This window comes from Vulcanococcus sp. CPBay_Sum15L08_68 (genome assembly GCF_017855895.1).
GTDB lineage: Bacteria > Cyanobacteriota > Cyanobacteriia > PCC-6307 > Cyanobiaceae > Vulcanococcus.
Genome location: NZ_JAFMFX010000043.1, coordinates 1 through 15,579 on the forward strand (window position 1 = coordinate 1; position 15,579 = coordinate 15,579).

The 15,579-nt window shown below is 64.1% G+C and carries 15 protein-coding genes; 5 read left to right on the forward strand and 10 right to left on the reverse strand.

What is annotated here, in order from left to right; genetic code table 11:
* The 4 genes from bchB to QZ189_RS07895 form a co-directional block, all read right to left on the reverse strand.
* On the reverse strand, positions 1 to 1,388 hold a 1,388-nt coding region (gene bchB / locus QZ189_RS07880; RefSeq protein ID WP_296421475.1), incomplete at its 3' end, for a ferredoxin:protochlorophyllide reductase (ATP-dependent) subunit B.
* Positions 1,389 to 1,398: 10 nt separating this feature from the next.
* The gene (locus QZ189_RS07885) at positions 1,399 to 2,664 is read right to left on the reverse strand and encodes a ferredoxin:protochlorophyllide reductase (ATP-dependent) subunit N (RefSeq protein ID WP_296421476.1); all 1,266 of its coding nucleotides are present in this window, start codon (positions 2,662 to 2,664) and stop codon (positions 1,399 to 1,401) included.
* 122 nt (positions 2,665 to 2,786) lie between these two features.
* On the reverse strand, positions 2,787 to 3,491 hold the full coding sequence (locus QZ189_RS07890; protein WP_010316572.1) for a TrkA family potassium uptake protein: 705 nt from the start codon (positions 3,489 to 3,491) through the stop codon (positions 2,787 to 2,789).
* A 54-nt stretch (positions 3,492 to 3,545) separates the two neighbouring features.
* Positions 3,546 to 4,949, reverse strand: coding sequence for a potassium transporter TrkG (locus tag QZ189_RS07895; RefSeq protein WP_029626252.1), 1,404 nt, complete (start codon positions 4,947 to 4,949; stop codon positions 3,546 to 3,548).
* Positions 4,950 to 4,999: 50 nt separating this feature from the next.
* Here QZ189_RS07895 and QZ189_RS07900 point away from each other — a divergent pair, with 50 nt between their 5' ends.
* Positions 5,000 to 5,992 (forward strand): CNNM domain-containing protein, encoded by a 993-nt coding sequence (locus QZ189_RS07900; RefSeq protein ID WP_247477824.1) that lies wholly within the window; start codon positions 5,000 to 5,002, stop codon positions 5,990 to 5,992.
* Here QZ189_RS07900 and QZ189_RS07905 read toward each other — a convergent pair.
* Positions 5,989 to 6,429 (reverse strand): DUF2062 domain-containing protein, encoded by a 441-nt coding sequence (locus QZ189_RS07905; protein ID WP_010316569.1) that lies wholly within the window; start codon positions 6,427 to 6,429, stop codon positions 5,989 to 5,991. The two genes, QZ189_RS07900 and QZ189_RS07905, sit on opposite strands and share 4 nt — an antisense overlap.
* A gap of 30 nt (positions 6,430 to 6,459) precedes the next feature.
* Positions 6,460 to 8,265: an SLC13 family permease gene (locus QZ189_RS07910; protein ID WP_296415886.1), complete on the reverse strand. Its 1,806-nt coding sequence runs from the start codon at positions 8,263 to 8,265 to the stop codon at positions 6,460 to 6,462.
* Between the two features lie 169 nt (positions 8,266 to 8,434).
* On the opposite strand from QZ189_RS07910, the gene QZ189_RS07915 reads away from it, so the two are divergent.
* Positions 8,435 to 8,863 carry an Rrf2 family transcriptional regulator gene (locus QZ189_RS07915; RefSeq protein ID WP_296421478.1) on the forward strand — a complete coding sequence of 143 codons (429 nt, stop codon included), beginning with the start codon at positions 8,435 to 8,437 and terminating at the stop codon, positions 8,861 to 8,863.
* Here the strand turns inward: QZ189_RS07915 and QZ189_RS07920 are convergent.
* Both QZ189_RS07920 and QZ189_RS07925 read right to left on the reverse strand, forming a co-directional pair.
* Positions 8,856 to 9,110, reverse strand: a complete 255-nt coding sequence (locus QZ189_RS07920; RefSeq protein ID WP_296421480.1) for a hypothetical protein — start codon at positions 9,108 to 9,110, stop codon at positions 8,856 to 8,858. The two genes, QZ189_RS07915 and QZ189_RS07920, sit on opposite strands and share 8 nt — an antisense overlap.
* Positions 9,111 to 9,206: 96 nt before the next feature.
* Positions 9,207 to 10,667 (reverse strand): ammonium transporter, encoded by a 1,461-nt coding sequence (locus QZ189_RS07925; protein WP_296421481.1) that lies wholly within the window; start codon positions 10,665 to 10,667, stop codon positions 9,207 to 9,209.
* A 357-nt stretch (positions 10,668 to 11,024) separates the two neighbouring features.
* Here QZ189_RS07925 and QZ189_RS07930 point away from each other — a divergent pair, with 357 nt between their 5' ends.
* Positions 11,025 to 11,249, forward strand: coding sequence for a DUF4278 domain-containing protein (locus QZ189_RS07930; protein ID WP_296416780.1), 225 nt, complete (start codon positions 11,025 to 11,027; stop codon positions 11,247 to 11,249).
* A gap of 95 nt (positions 11,250 to 11,344) precedes the next feature.
* Complete coding sequence (locus tag QZ189_RS07935; RefSeq protein ID WP_010316559.1) at positions 11,345 to 11,563, forward strand: hypothetical protein; 219 nt, start codon at positions 11,345 to 11,347, stop codon at positions 11,561 to 11,563.
* Here the strand turns inward: QZ189_RS07935 and QZ189_RS07940 are convergent.
* Together QZ189_RS07940 and QZ189_RS07945 are read right to left on the reverse strand one after the other, a co-directional pair.
* Positions 11,560 to 12,645 carry a calcium/sodium antiporter gene (locus QZ189_RS07940; protein ID WP_296421482.1) on the reverse strand — a complete coding sequence of 362 codons (1,086 nt, stop codon included), beginning with the start codon at positions 12,643 to 12,645 and terminating at the stop codon, positions 11,560 to 11,562. The genes QZ189_RS07935 and QZ189_RS07940 overlap by 4 nt on opposite strands.
* Before the next feature lie 57 nt (positions 12,646 to 12,702).
* Positions 12,703 to 13,812: a DUF389 domain-containing protein gene (locus tag QZ189_RS07945; RefSeq protein WP_296421483.1), complete on the reverse strand. Its 1,110-nt coding sequence runs from the start codon at positions 13,810 to 13,812 to the stop codon at positions 12,703 to 12,705.
* A gap of 109 nt (positions 13,813 to 13,921) precedes the next feature.
* Here QZ189_RS07945 and QZ189_RS07950 point away from each other — a divergent pair.
* The coding region (locus tag QZ189_RS07950) for a SulP family inorganic anion transporter (RefSeq protein WP_296421484.1) at positions 13,922 to 15,579 on the forward strand (1,658 nt) is incomplete at its 3' end.

Here is a 15,579-nt window from a genome sequence, read left to right on the forward strand (position 1 = left end):
GCACCATCGCCCAGGTGACTGCGGTGGCCGTCCACGAACTCGAAGTCGTGGCGGAACATGCCAATTAGATGCTCCTCCAGCCCCATCATCAAGGGGTGCACCCAGCTGTCGAAGATGACGTTGGCCCCCTCCCAGCCCATCTGGGGGGCATAGCGGGCGGGGACATCCTGAACGTGCAGGGGGGCACTGATCACGGCGCAGGGAATGCCCAGCCGCTTGGCGCTGTGGCGCTCCATCTGGGTCCCAAGCACCAACTCCGGCGCTGCCGCAGCCATGGCCGCCTCAACGGCGAGGTAGTCATCGCTGATCAGGGCCTCCAGCCCCAACTCCGCCGCCAGCGCCCGGACCTCCCGGGCCATCTCACGGCTGTAGGTGCCCAGGCCCACCACTTCAAAACCCAGTTCGCGGCTGGCGATCCTTGCCGCGGCCAGGGCGTGGGTGCCATCGGCGAACACAAAGACCCGCTTGCCCGTCAGATAGGTGGAATCCACCGAGCGGGAATACCAAGGAAGCCGCGAGCGGCGCTCGGCAGGACAGAGGCCATCGGCACCGGGCTGCAGGTCCTGGGGCAGCTCCAGGCCGAGGACGCCATGCAGTTCCCGTAGGAACTCCACCGTGGCGCCAATGCCGATTGGAATCGTTTTGACCGTTGGCAAGCCGAACTGGCGCTCCAGCCAGCTGCAGACCGCTCCGGAGACCTCGGGGTAGAGGTTGAGGTTGGCGTCCGCCGTCGGGAGTCGCAGCAGGTCAGCCGGCCGGGCGCCGAGGGGGGCGACAACGGCCACATCAATGCCATAACTCGCCAGCAGCTGGGTCAACTCCCGCACGTCATCGCGGCAGCGGAAACCCAAGAGGGACGGACCCAGCAGGTTCACCCGCGGCCGGCGGTTTTCAGCGCGCCAACGGGTGGGATCGAGCTTGGGCTGACCGGGCGGCGGAAGCTGCGGTTTCAGCAGACTGCGGACCAATTGGTAGAAGGTCTCAGCCGCCCCCCAGTTTTCCTTTTTGGAATAGGCCGGCAGGTCCAGATTGACCATCGGGATCCCACCCAGATCCATGCCCGCCGCCAGGGCTCCGGGCTGGTCCTGGATCAACTCCGCCGTGCAGCTCTCGCCCACCAGCAGGGCCTCGGGCTTGAAGCGCTCGACCGCATCGGTGATGGAGCGCTTCACCAGTTCGGCGGTGTCACCCCCTAGATCCCGGGCCTGGAAGGTGGTGTAGGTGACAGGGGGTCGGCGATCCCGCCGTTCAATCATCGTGAACAGCAGGTCGGCGTAGGTGTCGCCCTGCGGCGCATGCAGGACGTAGTGCACCCCCTCCATCGAGGCAGCGATGCGCATGGCCCCAACGTGCGGGGGGCCTTCGTAGGTCCAGAGCGTGAGTTCCATCGGTGGCGAATCAGGAGAACTGCAGCGCGCCGCGGCGACGCAGGGGACGGGCAAAGAGTTCAGCCAGATCTCCGGCCTGATCGATGCCATGAATCGGGCTAAAGACCAACTCGATGGACCACTTGGTGGCCATCCCCTCTGCCTCCAGGGGATTAGCCAGGCCCAAACCGCAGACCACCAGATCCGGACGCTCCTGGCGCACCCGTTGCAACTGGTTTTCGACGTGTTGCCCCTCGCTCAGCTGCGTGCCCTCGGGCAGGCGCGCGAGCTCTTCGGCCATCAACTGACGGTCGAGATAGGGGGTTCCCACCTCCACCAGCTCCATGCCGCACTCCCGCGCGAGAAAGCGCGCCAGGGCCGGCTCCAGTTGGGAATCGGGAAGCAGAAAGAGACGTTTGCCCGCCAACACCTCCCGGTGGGGAGCCAAGGCGCGCCGGCCGCGCTCCACCAGGGGATCCAGCACGGCATCAATCCGCTCCTGCGCGATTCCGCAGGCCCTGGCCGCCGCGGCCATCCAGTCCCGACTGCCTTCAACGCCAAAGGGATAGGGCGCAGGCACCAACGTGGCTCCGCGGTCCACCAAGGCCCGAGCCGTACCGGAGAGGTAGGGCTGCGCCAGGAGCAACTGGGTCCCCGGGCCCACCGCGGGAAGCTCAGTGGAGCGCCGCGGCGGCAGGCTCACCACCCGCTCAATGCCGAGCTTCTGGAACAGGCCCACCAAACGGTCTTCGACCGCATCCGCCAGGGTCCCGGCGATCAACAGCTGGGGCTGGTCCGTTTTGGGCATCAGGGGAACCAGCGCCTGCAGGGCGCTGTCCTCCCCCTGGGTGAAGGTGGTCTCAATGCCGCTGCCGGTGTAGTTGATCACCGTCACGCGCCCGGCGTGCTGCTGATTCAGCCGCTCGGAGGCCTTGGCCAGGTCGAGCTTGATCACCTCACTGGGGCAACTCCCCACCAGGAAGAGGGTGCGAATCTCAGGGCGGCGCTCCAGGAGTTGCGCGACGAGTCGATCCAACTCTTCGTTGGCATCGGCCAAACCCGCCAGGTCCCGCTCGCCAAGGATGGCGGTGCCAAAGCGGGGTTCGGCAAAAATCATCACCCCAGCTGCGCTCTGGATCAGATGGGCGCAGGTGCGGGAGCCCACCACCAGGAAAAAGGCATCCGGCATGCGCCGATGCAACCAGACGATCGAGGTCAGACCGCAAAAGACCTCCCGCTGGCCGCTTTCCTTGAGCGGTGGTGGTAAGGCCGTTGGAGCCACTGAGCTACTGACCATGACAGTCAGCCCCCTTTGGTGAGCGCTATCGCCCCGGGCTAGCTCCGGCTCAGGGGGTCAGGAAAGGTTTTGGGCACAAGCTGTCATTAACGGGGTGAGGGAAAGCGCACAAAGGCCATCCCTCAACTGGCTGGCAGAGCCCGCAGGGAATCCTCAGAGCCCATCACCACCAGCAGCTCGCCCTCGGCCAGGACATGGGAGGCCGGGGGGTTCACATGCAGCTCACCCGCCGGTCCTGCCGCCAGGACGTTGACGTTGTAGTGCTTACGCAGGTTGAGATCCCGCAGGGAATGGCCGATGAAGGCCGCTGGGACCTTGATTTCTTCGATGCTGCTGCGGTCGTCCAAGCGCAACTGCTCCAGCAGGTTCGGGCGCACCAGCTCCATCCCCAGCCGCTGACCCATCATTTTTGAGGGGAAGACCACGCGGTCAGCACCGACCCGCTTGAGCATCTTCATGTGGATGTCGCTCGTGGCCCGGGCGATCACCTGCTTCACCCGACTGCCTTCGGAGTCCTTGCAGATCAAGGTCGCGGTGACACTGGCCTCCAGCGGTTCACTCATGGCCACCACCACCGTCTCCATGTCCAGCACCCCGGCGGCCCGCAGGGCCTCTTCGTCGGTGCAGTCCACCACCCGCGCTTCGATGGCGGGATCGATCTGGCGCAGCTCATCGATGGCGCGCTGGTTGGAATCAATCGCCAACACCTCCGCCCCGGACTGAAGCAACTCCGAGCAGACCGAGGAGCCAAAACGTCCGACCCCGATGACGGCAAAACTGCCGCGGCGCACCCCGGCTTCAGCGCTCCACTGCCACCACTGATTCACAGCCACTGATTCACAGCCCGGTGCTCGTCGTCCCTGTTCTAAGTGGTGAAGCCACTAGACATACAAATCCTCCTTGGGATAGCCCACCCGGCTCTGGGGCCGGGTGCCATAGAGCGCGGAGAGCAGCAACAGGATTCCCACCCGCCCCACGAACATCCCCACCATCAAGACCAGTTGGCCCCAGCGGTTGAGATGGGCCGTGACCCCCAGGTCCAGGCCAACCGTGCCAAAGGCGGACACGCAGGTGAAGAGCTTCTCCAGGAAACTGAAGGACTGCACCTGCTGCTGCCCAAGGGAATTCCCCAGGCCCAAGGTCAAGGCCATCAGCACCACAAACAGGGCCGAAGCCAAGGTGACCCCCACGGCCCGCAGCACCGTGGCATCGGGAATCTGCCGGCGGTGCAGCAGCACATGGCTGCGGCCCTGGAGGGTCGAGCGGGTGGCCCCCATCAGGATGGCGAAGGTGGTTGTTTTCACCCCGCCACCGGTGCCGCCGGGGCTGGCGCCGATGAACATCAACAGGATGATCAGCAGCAGCCCGGCGTCGGTGATCTGGTGGGCGGAGAGGGGAATCGTGTTGAAGCCGGCGGTGCGGGTGGTGATCGACTGAAAGAGCACGATCTGCAGGTCCTCAAGCCAGCCATAGGGCTCCATCGCCGAGGCGCCGTAGCCGATGTGCTCGGTAATCAACAGACCCACCGCGCCGATCACGATCAACAGCGCCGTACTGCGAATGACCAGGCGGGTGTGCAGGCTCAGGCGACGCAGGCGACCCAACCGAAAGCGGTTGTTCCAGATGTCATTGGCCACCCGCCAACCAATGCCACCGATGACGATCATGAAGGCGATGACCCCAGTCACCACGGGGTTATCGCGATAGCTCTCCAGGCTGTTGGACCAGAGGCCAAATCCGGCGTTGTTGTAAGCGCTGATGGCATGGAACATCGCAGCCCAAAGCCGTCTGCCCGGGTCCTCGATGTCGGTAAAACCAAAGCTGTAGAGCACCACCGTGCCCAAGCCCATCACACACAGGGCCACCAGCAGGATGCTGTGGAAGGTGGGTCCGATGCCGCCAACCCCGAATTCATCAAGGGCACGGCCCTTGTCCAAACGATTGCGCAAGCCGGATCGGCCCTGCACAAACCCCTGCAGGAAGGTCGTGATCGCCATCAGGCCCAGGCCGCCGGTGATGATCAGGCCCGCGAGCACCACCTGGCCTGCGAAGGTCAGATCCTCTCCGATATCGATCACCGAAAGACCGGTCACAGTGATCGCCGAGGTAGCCGTGAACAGGGCCTGCCACAAACCAACGTTGGAGTTGGAGCAGAGCGGCGTCGAGAGCAGCAGTGTCGCCAGAACGATCACCAGCAGGCCCGTCACCACGGTGAACTGCGGCACCGTGAGCTGATGGCGCCAACGCTGTAGCGCCCGGACTGGATTGCTCGAAGACGGGTTCATCCCGCAAACCGTAGGTAAGGTCCGATCGATCTCGCAGCCTGCGCCAGTCGATGAATCCGATCGTTGTGCTGCTGGTGATGGCGGTGCTGATCCTGGTGGGCTCGGCTTTGGCCTCCAGTACGGAAGCCGCCATGCTGACGGTGAATCCGATTCAGGTCCACACCCTCAAGCAGCAAAAGGTGCCGGGATCACGGGCACTGGAGCGCATCAAGGCCAGGCCCGGGCGGGCCCTGGTGCTGCTGGTGGTGATCAACAACCTGTTCAACATCTCCGGTTCAATCCTGCTCGGTAGCCAGGCCAACCAGGTGTTCGAAAGCGTCGGGGGCCGCTGGGCCCTGCTGCTCTTCAACGTCGGGTTCACGGTGGCCGTGATCCTCTTCGCTGAAATCCTGCCCAAAACGATCGGCAACAGCTTCGCCATGCCGATCTCCTTGGTCTCGGCGCGCATTCTGCTGATGCTCGAGCGGCTGACCCTGCCGCTGCTGCTGGTGCTGGAGAAGCTGATGCCGGCCATCACAGCCACGAGTGAACTCACCACCAACGAACGTGAGATCCACCTGATGGCGCGCCTGGGCTCCCAGCAGGGCCAGATCGAAGCCGACGAGGCCGCGATGATCGGCAAGGTCTTTGCCCTCAACGACCTCACCGCCAGGGATCTGATGGTTTCACGGGTGGCGACCCCGTCCCTTTCAGGCGGCGCCAGCCTGGACTCGGTTCGCCAGGAGATCCTTGAGGCCGCCGATGACGCCTGGTGGGTTGTCCTGGGGGAAGAGGTGGATGAGGTGCTGGGGGTTCAAAGCCGCGAGCGAGCCATGGCTGAGCTGCTCAGCGGTGGGGGCTACCGCCTGATCAGCCAGCTCTGTGATGCGCCGCAATTCGTCCCCGAGATGATCCGTGCCGATCGGCTGCTCACCAGCTTCCGGCGCGGCGACCGCAGCTCCGTGCGGGTTGTTGTCGACGAGTTCGGGGCCTTCGTCGGCCTGGTCAGCGCCGCCGACATCCTTGGGGTGCTGGCCGGTTGGAAGCGGGTCCCCGAGGGCTAGGTATGGGCGCGGCCCTGCTGGCTGCGCTTGAGCAACCACCAATAGATCCCGCCAAACAGCGCTGCGCTGAGGGATCCCACCAGGGTGGAGCCCAGCAACAGACGGCTGGAGATCGCCAGCCCGAGCTCCCAGATGCCCCCCTGCTGGATTGCCTCAAGGGTGGGCAAGGCAGGGCCAGGGCCCAGCAACCAGCAACCGACGCTGTAGTTGAACCAATAGAGGGGGATGTAGGTCAGGGGGTTGCTAATCCAGGTACCCGCCGCAGCCAGGATGTGGTTCCCGCGCACCAGGCTGGCCAGGGCGATGCCCAGCAAGGTCTGCAGACCGAAGATCGGGAAGCAGCCCATGAACACCCCAGCCGCCAAGCCCCGGGCTTTCTGGCCGCGACTGGCCTCGTGATGCCACAGCCAGAGCAACCACTGTTTGAGGCGCTTCATCCAACCCCGAGGGCCTTGCGAGCTCACGTTCTACAGGCCGAACCAGCGGCAGACCATCCAAGGAACGGCGATGGCCATGGCAATCGTCAAGGGGAAGCCATAGCGGGAGACGTCCAAGAAGCGATAGCGACCCGGGCCATAGACCATCAGGTTGGTTTGGTAGCCAATCGGACTGAGAAAGCTCTGGCTGGCGCCGAAGAGCACCACATAAATCAAGGCCATCGGCGGTAGGCCAAGCCCCTGGGCCAACTGACCCGCGATGGGAATCAACATCGCCACCGTCGCCGCGTTGCTCATGACTTCGGTCAACGCGACGGTGAACAGGAACACCACGAGCATGGCGCCATAGACCGGCCAGCTGCTCAAGCCGAGCAACAGGGCCTGGGCCAGGGCAGAGGCCAGACCCGTTTTTTCCAGGGCAACGCTGAAGCTCGCCAGCGAGCCCAGGAGCACCAGAACATCCAGGCGCACCACCCGTTGCAGTTCACCGGCGCGCAGGCAACCGGTCACCACCATGGCCACCGTGCCCAGCAGCACGGACGCCACCAGGGGGATGACCTCAAAGCTGGGCAACAGCAGCACCAGGGCAGCAATCAGCAGCGCCACGCGCTTGCGGCTGACCGTGGGCAGGTCCTTCTCCAACTGCTCCAGGACCACCAGGTCATTACTGGCCGCCAGGCCGCGGATGGCGTCCTTGGGGCCCTGCAGCAGCAGCACATCCCCCTCACGGAGTTGGGCGCGCCCGAGCCGTTCCCGCAGCACCGCATTGCCGCGCCGCAGGGCCAACACCGTGGCGTTGTAGCGCTGCCGGAAACGCAGATCGCGCAGGCAGTCACCGGCGAGGGTGGAGCCGGAGGGCAACAGCACCTCCACCATCCGCTGGCTGTTGTCCTGCTCCAGGCTGAGCGGTTGCTCCGGCGTGGGAGCCAAGACCACTGTGTGGTCCTGCTGGAGGCGCAGCAGGTCCTCGCGGCTGCAGCGCAGCAGCAGACGATCCCCGAGCATCAAGGTGCGGTCGGCCAAGGGAGGCATAAAGCGCTCCGTGCCGCGGTGCAGCTCCAGAACGTCGAGGTCAAAGCGCCGTTGCAGCCGCGTGGCGTGGAGCGACTGGCCAATGAGCTCAGAACCCAATGGAATCTTGACCTCGGTCAGGTATCCACTGCTGGAGAGGTCAGCGATCAGGTCGTCGTCATCGCGGCCCCGATCCGGCAGAAAGCGATCGGCGAGCAGCACCATCAGCGAACCGCCCAGCAGCCAGACCCCCAGACCGATCGGGGTAAAGCTGAATAAGCCAAAGCTGCCGTAGCCCAGACGGCTACTGACCTCGCTGGCCAGCAGGTTCACCGAGCTGCCCAGCAGGGTGATCGTCCCCCCGAGCACCGTGGCAAAGGACAACGGGAGCAGCACCTTCGACGGGGAGATGCGGCGGCGTTTGCACCAGCCCTCCACCACCGGAAGCAGGCTTGCGACGATCGGGGTATTGGGGACGACCGCCGAAACGGGACCCACCACCGCCACCATCAAGGCAATCATTCGCTTCGGGCTGCGAATGGCGTCGGAGCCGATCAAGGCGCGCAGACGATCGAGTCCCCCGCTGCGGAACAGCCCAGCGGAGATGGCGAACAGACCAGCCAGGGTGATCAGGGCAGGGCTGCCAAAACCCTCCAGGGCTTCCCGCGGCTCGATCACGTGGAAGCTGACCAGCAGGCCGGCGGCGAGCAACCCCGTGAGATCGGGCGCCAGCCAACCGGAGATGAAGAGGACCACGGAGCCCAGCAACACCACCAGCGTGATCAGGGCTCCGGGCTGCAGAGCGGCAGCAACAAGATCAGCCAAGGGAGGGGCGATCGGGCAAGGCCCTCAGCCTACAGCTCGCAAAACACGGCAGACGGATCGGGAATAACAGCACAGCGAGAAAAGTTCAGCCAGAGCTGAGTCTCCTAAAGGGAACTTGGCGACACCGATTCCCAAGTGCTTTACCGTGGTATCAACCCAGGCACCTCCGTTGCCCTTCAACGCCAAAACCAGCTACGGGCTGCTCGCCCTGATCGAGCTCGCTGGCATCCAGGCCCAAGGAGGACGGCTACAGGTCTCGGTCATCGCGCAGCGACAGGGCATTCCCGAGCGCTACCTCGAGCAGATGATGACCAGCCTGCGCAAGGGGGGCCTGCTCAACAGCAGCCGTGGCCCCAAGGGGGGCTACCAACTGGCCCGACCCGCCGCAGACATCCGGCTGAGCGAGGCACTCGACTGCCTCGAGGGCAGGTCCGAACCGCAGCCACCGGCTCAACAGAGCCTGGAGCAGCAGGTGCTGCACTCGCTTGGGAGCCAACTGCAGGAACAGCGCCTGGCCCTCCTGGAGTCCACAACCCTCGCGGACCTTCTCGCCCAACGGGATGCACTGCTTCAGGCGCAAGCGATGTACTTCATCTAATGGCACTCAAGTTGGTGCGGGGCGCCCGGGGAACCCGATCAATCCAGGGCGAAAGACTCATCACCAGCAGTGGAACCACCACGAGGCCCAGCAGCAGCATCACGCCCAAAAAGTGACGCACCACCAGGGTGATGAGCGGCACCTGGACCGACTGGGGCAAGACCTGCCGGCAGTCCACGCAAACCAAGCGCGGAGGGCGCTCCTCGGTTTTGGTGAGCAAGCGCGCACCGCAGCGGGGGCAGGGCAAAAGCGGCACCCTTGGGCCCGTCCATGCTGCCAGCCAAGGCCCTGAGGCAATAAAAAAGGCCCGCCGAAGCGGGCCCATCGAGCAGAGCTCAGAGGATCACTTCGCCGAAGCGAAATCGGGGTAAGCCTCCATGCCGTGCTCACCGATGTCGAGACCTTCGATCTCTTCCTGCTCAGTGACGCGGATGCCGCCGAAGAGGCCGCCGATCACGGACCAAGCAATCCAGCAGGTGACCAGGGTCCAGATGGCGTAGGCCGCACAGCCCAGGGCCTGAATGCCGAGCTGGCTGAAGCCGCCGCCATTGAAGAGGCCAAGGCCTGCAGAACCGACATCCATGCCATCAACGCCCCAGAGGCCGATGACGAGGGTGCCCCAGACGCCGCACACACCGTGGACGGAGAAGGCGCCGACGGGATCGTCAATGCCAGAGGCATCCAGTGCGGAGACTGCGAAGACAACGATGATGCCGCCGACGGCACCAGCGACCCAGGAGCCCACCAGGGTCATGTTGCCGCAACCGGCAGTGATGCTCACCAGACCGGCCAGGATGCCGTTGATGATCATCGTCAGGTCGGGCTTGCCCGAAGTCAGGGTGGAGACGATGGTGGCAGCGATGGCGCCACCGGCAGCCGCCAGGGTGGTGGTCACAGCCACGTAGGGCACGTACTGGTCCATCGCCAGCTCAGAGCCGGGGTTGAAGCCGTACCAGCCGATCCAGAGGATCAGGGCACCCAGGGTTGCAATCGACATGTTGTGGCCGGGGATGGCCTGGGGCTTACCGCCCACGAACTTGCCGATGCGGGGGCCAAGCAGCATGGCGCCCACCAGGCCGGCCCAAGCACCCACGGAGTGGACGATCGAGGAGCCAGCGAAATCAATGAAGCCCAGCTCGCTCAGCCAGCCGCCATTCCACTGCCAGGAACCGGAGACCGGGTAGATAACAGCAGTCAGAACCAGCGAGAAGATCACGAACTCGCCGAACTTGACGCGCTCAGCCACGAGGCCAGAAACGATCGTGGCGGCGGTGCCGGCGAAGGCAGCCTGGAACAGGAAGTCAACGGTGGGAACCAAGGCTCCCTCGGTCACCATCTCAGCGGTGACGGTGGGGTCAAAGAAGAGGCCGTTGAAATAAAGCCAGCCATCCACCAAGGATCCGCCGTACATCAGCGAATAACCGATGAACCAGTAGGCGGTCACCGCGAGGGCGAACACGAACAGGTTCTTGGCAAGGATGTTGACGGCGTTCTTCTGGCGACACATCCCGGCTTCGACCATGGCGAAACCGGCGTTCATGAAGATCACCAGGATCGTGGCCACCAGGAGCCACATGTTGTTGGCCAGGAACGCTGCGTTGAGCTCGGGGAGCTCAGCGGCGCGGGCCGAAAGGTTGAACACGCCCAGGCCGAAAAGAGCCAGAGGCACACAAGCCAGCCAGGTCAGCGAACGGCCGGAGGACAGTCCTCGCACCTTGCGGAGCAGAAGCTGAGGAGCCTCCAGCAAGCTCGCTTCCTGCAGGCTCTTCGACCGAGGCCGAGAGACAGGAGAAGCAACAGTCATCAAAAAGCAGTCGCTGGGTGGATGACGGATTACCGCCATTAGGTGCCAATGTTCCGCATCACAGACCACCGTCAAGGTCGCATTCGCTACCAATTCGCAAGTCCATCAGGAATTGCGCTAAGGCCGCAGAAGGAAAGTGAAGAAAAAACGTTCAATGGGCCACAGTAACTATTACAAAAAAGACAAAAAAGGGGCTTTTGTTCACTCTGAACATTCTTCATCCGCTAGAAATGCTGCAGAAGGACAAAACGTTGAGTGAGCCCCCTTTGGGCCTGGCTCCACCGGAAGTAGCCCACCGCGAGGCGAAGCAACGCTCCTTCCCACGAAGCGGACAACCAGCCAACCCTTCGAGGCCCGATGACCACCATGAACAAACTTCAGTACCGCGGCGTCACCTACGACAACGCCACCCACGAACAGCCCACCAGCGCTCCCGTTGAGCACGCCTACCGCGGCCAACATTTCGAAGCGCCCCTCCGCCACGAAGCGGCTTCAGTCGACACCGCTGTCGATCTGCAGTACCGCGGGCAGCACTACCACCACCGTCAGGCCGAGGCCGCTTCCCAGGTCAACCAAGGCTGATTCCGCCCCAAAACCAAGGCTTTTGGTTTTGGTTCGCGTTGATACATCAGCGTCCAACGCCTCCCCCTCCAATAGGGGGAGGTTTTTTATGGGCCATGGACATCACCCTGACGTCCGTCGGAGAGAGCTACAACCTCAAGCACCGCACGGTGATGGGGATGCTCTGGCTGCAAACCCACTTCGCCGATGAAACCTGGGACTTGATCTGCTCAGGACAGGTCAATCTGAACCGCCAGAGCAGCGAAACCCTCTACAACGACGCCACCGCCGCAGGGGTCAGCGTGTCCATGCTCCCGAGCGTCGTCTGCTCCTAGCCAGCGCTCCTGCGCTGTTGCATCCAGCGCAGTGAGGTCCAAGTCAGGAAGACCAACACCAGGGGCAGAGCTGCCACCAAGACGAACAAGCGGAATTCATCAATACCCGGAGCCGCCGTACTGCTGAGGATCTGCTCAACCAAGTAGAGGCCGTAGGCGCCAAGCAAGAGCCACCCCTCGAGGCGATTGATCACGCCGCCACTCCAGAAAATCGGCAGGCAGGCCAAGGTCGTCAGCACCATCACTGGGAAATCACGGCGCAACAGTTCAGGGCTGACCAACAGTCCGTCCTGACCCGAGAGCAGGGCGCACAGACCCAGGATCAAGAGCTGGTTGAGCAGGTTGCTGCCCACCACGTTGCCGATGGCAAGATCCGCCTTACCCCGGTAAGCCGCCACCAGGGACGTCACCAGTTCTGGCATCGAGGTGCCAGCCGAAACGATTGTCAGACCGATCACCGCCTCACTCACCCCGAGGGTCTGGGCCGCAGCGATGGCGCCTTTGATCAGAACCTGGGAGCCCACCACCAGCAACACCAGACCCAGGGCCAATTTGACGATGGCCACGGGTGTGGTGGAGGCCCCTTCCGCATCAATGTCATCAAGACCGTCCTCGTGGTCTTCCCGCGCTGAGCGCACCTCCCAGACCAGGGTGATCACCAGGGCTGTCAACAGAGCCAGACCCGCAACCCAGGAGAAGCTCCCGGATGAGGCCATCGCCCAGGTGGCCATCGACACAGCGATGAGCAGCGGCACATCCCGCCGCACCAAGCGACTACGAACGCGTAGGGAGGTAATCGCCGCGCTGGCGCCCAACACCACCATCACGTTGAAGATGTTGGAGCCCAGAACGTTGCTAACGGCAATCGAGTCCCCGCCGGAATTTCCCTGCAAGGTCGAGAGCAAGCTCACAAACAGCTCAGGGGCGCTGGTGCCAAAGGCAACGACCGTCAGGCCGATGACGATCTGAGGAATGCCCAGCAACAAAGACAGGGCAACCGCGCCGGCCACAAACAACTCGCCCCCGCCAAAGAGGAGCAAGATGCCCGCGACGATCTCCAGAAAGGTGAGGGCGTCAGGCATGGCCAGCAGCGGACTGGCCCCAATTGTGCACAGAACAGCCGAAATGTCTTCAGGCCGTTACCCCGGCACGGCCGGAGCCGCGGGCGGCGGGGCGACCGCTGGAGCAGGGGCGACGCTGGCCGGCTCAGCTTTCTCTGGAACCACCTCTTGGGGTTCTTCCACGGGGGTGGGTTCGGGGTTGGGTTCGGTCTCAGGACCGATCACGTCAATGGAGACCCGCTGGACCAAAAGGCGGTAGCGGAATTTTTGCGTCCTGTTGATGAAGTCCTGAACCGCCGCAACCTGTTTCGGGGTGGGCAGGTTGGGGCGACTCACCCGAACTGCCGCCTTGATCAAAGGGGGGTTTTGCGTCCAATCGATCTTGACGTCGGTGAGTTCTGAATCCTTACCCAAGGTGATGGTGCGTTGGCGCAGGCTCTCGGTGATGGCCCGCTCGACCTCCTGAAGGGCCTGACGCTGTTGGGCTTGTCCCAGCAGCGTCACAAAGCCACCGGTCAGCGGAATCAGCAGCAGTCCCGTCAGGAGCAGGCTCACCAGACCCATCTGACTGCGGAAGAGCTGCTGGCGCAGGCTCGCCTGGGTGGCCACCAAGGTGAGCAATCCCCCCGAGAGAATGCCCAGCAGGTTGGCGGCAAACAGCAGGGCTGCTCCCCTGGCCGGTTCCCACTGCTGAAGCGACAGCAACAGGCCCAGGACACAGACCGGAGGCACCAAGGCCACCGCAATCGCCGTGCCTGCAACGGATGACACCGCCTCCGGCTTGAGGCGGCCGTAGGTCGCGATCGACCCCGCCACCAAAGCAATGCCCAAATCCAGCAGGTTCGGCGTGGTGCGCCCCAGGACCTCATCGCCCAGGACCGGCAGGTTGGCCACCCAACCCAGGGCCGCTGAGGTCAGCACCGTGATGCCGACGCCCACGGCCAGGGTCAGCAACGCACGGCCCACCAGGGCCAGTCGTCCCTCCAGGATCGCGAAGGAGGCACTGCGCAGGGGCAGGATCCAGGGGGCAATCAACATCGCGCCGATCACCACCGCGGCGCTGTCCGCCAACAGTCCCAGGGTGGCGATCAGGCTCGCCGCAACCGTGAGCACCACATAGGACTGATCCAGGCGGGCTTCCCGCTCAAAGCTGGCCTCCAGGAACGCCAGGGGTGTGGGCTCGCCCATGGCTCGCGCAAAGTCCTGGGCTCAGGATGACCGATTCGCTAACGCCCTGCCGGCAAAGCCCCAATCGATTCGGCTCAGACGTAGCGTTTTGGCCCCATTGACAGTGGTCATGACCCCGGCGTCGACGTCCCAACGTGCGTCAAGTTTTCGCCTGCTGAATCAGATCAGCACCAACAACATCAAAGGGGATCTCTTTGGCGGCGTCACGGCCGCTGTGATCGCCCTACCGATGGCCCTGGCCTTCGGCGTCGCCTCAGGAGCCGGGGCAGCTGCCGGCCTCTGGGGTGCGGTGCTGGTGGGCCTGTTCGCAGCCCTCTTTGGCGGAACCCCCAGCCTGATCTCCGAACCCACCGGTCCCATGACCGTGGTGATGACGGCCGTGATCGCGAGCTTGACGGCCCGCAATCCCGAGCACGGGCTCGCCATGGCCTTCACCGTTGTGATGCTGGCCGGCCTCTTCCAGATCGCCTTCGGTCTGCTGCGGCTCGGTCGCTACATCACCCAGATGCCCTACACGGTCATCTCGGGCTTCATGAGTGGGATCGGCCTGATCCTGATCATCCTGCAGCTGGGACCCTTCCTCGGTCAGGCCAGCCCGAAGGGCGGCGTCATGGGCACCCTCAACAACTTGCCCCAGCTGCTGGCCAACGCCCGGCCCACCGAGATCACCCTGGCCGTGGTGACAATGGCCATCCTCTGGTTGACCCCGGCGGCCGTCAAAAAAGTGGCCCCACCCCAGCTGATTGCCCTGGTGGTGGGGACGCTGCTCTCGATCACCGTCCTGGGCGGCGGGGGCGGCGAGGAAATTCGCCGCATCGGCGAGATCGCTTCCGGCTTCCCCGCTCTGCAGATTCCCCACTTTGAGCTGGGCGAATTGCAGTTGATGTTTGTCGACGCAGCCGTGCTGGGCATGCTGGGCTGCATCGATGCCCTGTTGACCTCGGTGGTGGCCGACAGCATCACCCGCACCGAGCACAACTCCAATAAAGAACTCATCGGTCAGGGCCTCGGCAACCTCGCCTCCGGCCTCTTCGGTGGCCTGCCCGGCGCCGGCGCCACCATGGGCACCGTGGTCAACATTCAGAGCGGCGGCCGCAGTGCCCTCTCTGGCATCAGCCGGGCCCTGATCCTGATGGTGGTGATCCTCGCCCTCACCGGCGTCGCCGCCCAGATCCCCCAGGCCGTCCTCGCCGGCATCGCCCTGAAGGTGGGTGTCGACATCGTCGACTGGGGCTTCATCAGGCGCGCTCACCGCATCTCGATCAGCGGCGCACTGATCATGTATTTGGTGATCGCCCTCACGGTCCTGGTGGATCTGATCGCCGCCGTGGGCGTGGGCGTCTTCATCGCCAACATCCTCACGATCGACAAGATGAGCGCCCTGCAGAGCAAGAGCGTCAAGTCGATCAGCACCGGTGACGGCGACCTCGAGATCAGTGATGAAGAGCGTCAACTCCTCGACGACGCCCGCGGTCAGGTCCTGCTCTTCCAACTCAACGGGGCGATGATCTTCGGCGTCGCCAAGGCGATCGGCCGCGAGCACAACGCCATTGGTGACTGCCGCGCCGTCGTCTTTGACCTAACCGAGGTCTCTCACCTCGGCGTCACCGCAGCCCTGGCGGTGGAGAACGCCGTGGAGGAAGCGATCGAGAAGGGCCGCGAGGTCTTTGTGGTCGGGGCGAGCGGAACCACCAAGCGCCGCCTCGAGAAGCTGGGGCTCTACAAGAAACTCCCCGCGGAGCGCACCGGCCTGGACCGTCGCCTGGC

Coding starts and splice junctions, on each gene's coding strand:
- QZ189_RS07885 (WP_296421476.1), bottom strand. CDS start 2,664: ATGGTCAGTAGCTCAGTGGCTCCAACGGCCTTACCACCACCGCTCAAG.
- QZ189_RS07895 (WP_029626252.1), bottom strand. CDS start 4,949: ATGAACCCGTCTTCGAGCAATCCAGTCCGGGCGCTACAGCGTTGGCGC.
- QZ189_RS07900 (WP_247477824.1), top strand. CDS start 5,000: ATGAATCCGATCGTTGTGCTGCTGGTGATGGCGGTGCTGATCCTGGTG.
- QZ189_RS07905 (WP_010316569.1), bottom strand. CDS start 6,429: ATGAAGCGCCTCAAACAGTGGTTGCTCTGGCTGTGGCATCACGAGGCC.
- QZ189_RS07925 (WP_296421481.1), bottom strand. CDS start 10,667: ATGACTGTTGCTTCTCCTGTCTCTCGGCCTCGGTCGAAGAGCCTGCAG.
- QZ189_RS07930 (WP_296416780.1), top strand. CDS start 11,025: ATGACCACCATGAACAAACTTCAGTACCGCGGCGTCACCTACGACAAC.
- QZ189_RS07935 (WP_010316559.1), top strand. CDS start 11,345: ATGGACATCACCCTGACGTCCGTCGGAGAGAGCTACAACCTCAAGCAC.
- QZ189_RS07940 (WP_296421482.1), bottom strand. CDS start 12,645: ATGCCTGACGCCCTCACCTTTCTGGAGATCGTCGCGGGCATCTTGCTC.
- QZ189_RS07945 (WP_296421483.1), bottom strand. CDS start 13,812: ATGGGCGAGCCCACACCCCTGGCGTTCCTGGAGGCCAGCTTTGAGCGG.